1 protein-coding gene is annotated in these 1875 nt (G+C 35.4%); it reads right to left on the reverse strand.

The window, feature by feature from the left end; all coding sequences use genetic code 11:
• Nucleotides 1-135 precede the first annotated feature (135 nt).
• On the reverse strand, nucleotides 136-1602 hold the full coding sequence (locus DXB15_RS06055) for an IS1182 family transposase (RefSeq protein ID WP_118702324.1): 1467 nt from the start codon (nucleotides 1600-1602) through the stop codon (nucleotides 136-138).
• Nucleotides 1603-1875: the final 273 nt, after the last annotated feature.

Raw genomic sequence — 1875 nt, forward strand, 5'->3', positions numbered from 1 at the left:
GGACGCCACTGAAAAAGTGGTAAGTTTAGTATCGCAGGGCGTCAAATATGTGAAAAAATGTTCCTTGATAATAAAATATTGCTAAAATAGTGTTTTGAGGGATGCAAAATCTACCCTTTTGAGAGATGAATTTTCCTATTCTTCCTCATTTGGGCAGACTTCTCCCTTTAGTTTTAAAATTCGTTTTAAATTGACTGCAAATATTGATACTGCTCCTTGAAGTTGCATGTTTGATAGTCCAGCAGCATCACAACGACTATATCCGTGTATATTTTTTAATTCACTATTTTTTGCCTCTATCATATAGCGGGTTTTGAAACGTTCCTTGAAATATTGTGTTTTTTGAAACGCTTCTTGATTTTTATGATAATCCGATTTAATAGTGATACTATACGTTTTGGTTTTTGCATTTTCTTTATAGCAGCCATTACGATAAGGACAGACATGGCATTTATTAATATCGAAAAAATATTTGATACGTGTATTCTTTTTCTGATTACTACGTTTGTCAATTCGATATTTTATAGCCAAATGCCCCGCTGGGCACTGCATGGTATCCGCATCTTTATTAAAGATAAAGCCGTCCTCTGAACGAGTCCCTTTTATGATGCTCGGGTTAAGCTTTGAAATTAATTTATAGTCATTGCTTTGTGCGTCTTTTAAATTTTCCAGTGTGGAATATGCGGTATCTGCTATTACTTCATTAACGGTTGCACCTGCTACTTTACTTTTTTGAACCAGTACTGGAAGTTCCTGACCATCAAATGCTTCGCCGGATGTGATTGTTGCTGCTGTGATAATCCGTTCATCTGTCATGGCCAAATGAGTTTTGTATCCGTAAAAAGAAGAATTGACCGTTTTATGGCCAATCCGGGCATCCGGGTCAATGGATTGATCATAACAATCAATCTGATTATCCAAAATTTCGGATAACATAGAAGATTCTTCTTTAATCGTTGGCAGTTCTGAATACGGACTTTCCTGAACTGTGTTTAATAATGCATGACAGTATTCATTATACTCATCTAAAGAAGCTCGTTTTTCAGGTTCATCTGGCAGATAAATGTCTTTATCAGAATCTTTTAAAGCTGCTTTTAAAGAAGTAGAGGCTTTTTTCAACATTTCTCTCTGAGTAGTTTTATGATAACGGGCTTCTGTATGAGTTGAGTCAACAATTATAGTATTGCTTTTTAAAACACCTTGATTTATGGCAAGTTCTACACTTTTATTTATGAGCAGATCAAGTATATTTTCATCTTTTAAACGCTGCTTTCTGAATTTGGTTAAAAGACTAGGATGGATAACCTCTTCTTCTGGCGTTAATTCCAGAAAATATTTAAAAGACATATCATATCGTGATCTTTCAACAACACCATTATCAGAAAGGTTATAAAGATATTTTAAAAGCAGATATTTAAATAGCAATATAGGGTTTTTTGCATTACGTCCATTATCAAGGCAATATTTATTTTTTAATTCATCATATATAAAAGAAAAATCGACCAATTCCCTGATTTTTCTTAGAATATGATCTTTTGGAACAATCATGTCATATAAATCTGAATAATAACTAAGGCCAAGTTTAAGTTGGGATGATAACATTTCAACCTCCGACAATTATGATACCTTAATTATATCAGATATATGATTTTACGACCACTTTTTCAGTGGCGTCCTGCAAGTGGTGAGTAGTAACAAGTATTTCTCAGTGGGAGTTCAATCTCCGACTGAGATAAATGCTCCGCGAGGGCGCACATTGTCTGGGAGACAATGGTTTTGCGCCGACCGGAACGGAGTATAGAGTGCAGTGATTCTGAAAAGAAGATGTCAGCTTGCGCTGACCAGAATCACGCACCAAGTCTCACGTGCGTTCGA

The organism is Roseburia sp. OM02-15, from assembly GCF_003481835.1.
GTDB classification, from domain to species: Bacteria; Bacillota; Clostridia; order Lachnospirales; family Lachnospiraceae; genus Eubacterium_I; species Eubacterium_I ramulus_A.

Bases quoted from the DNA above. Each gene is read 5' to 3' on its own strand.
- DXB15_RS06055 (WP_118702324.1), bottom strand. From the start codon at position 1,602: ATGTTATCATCCCAACTTAAACTTGGCCTTAGTTATTATTCAGATTTA.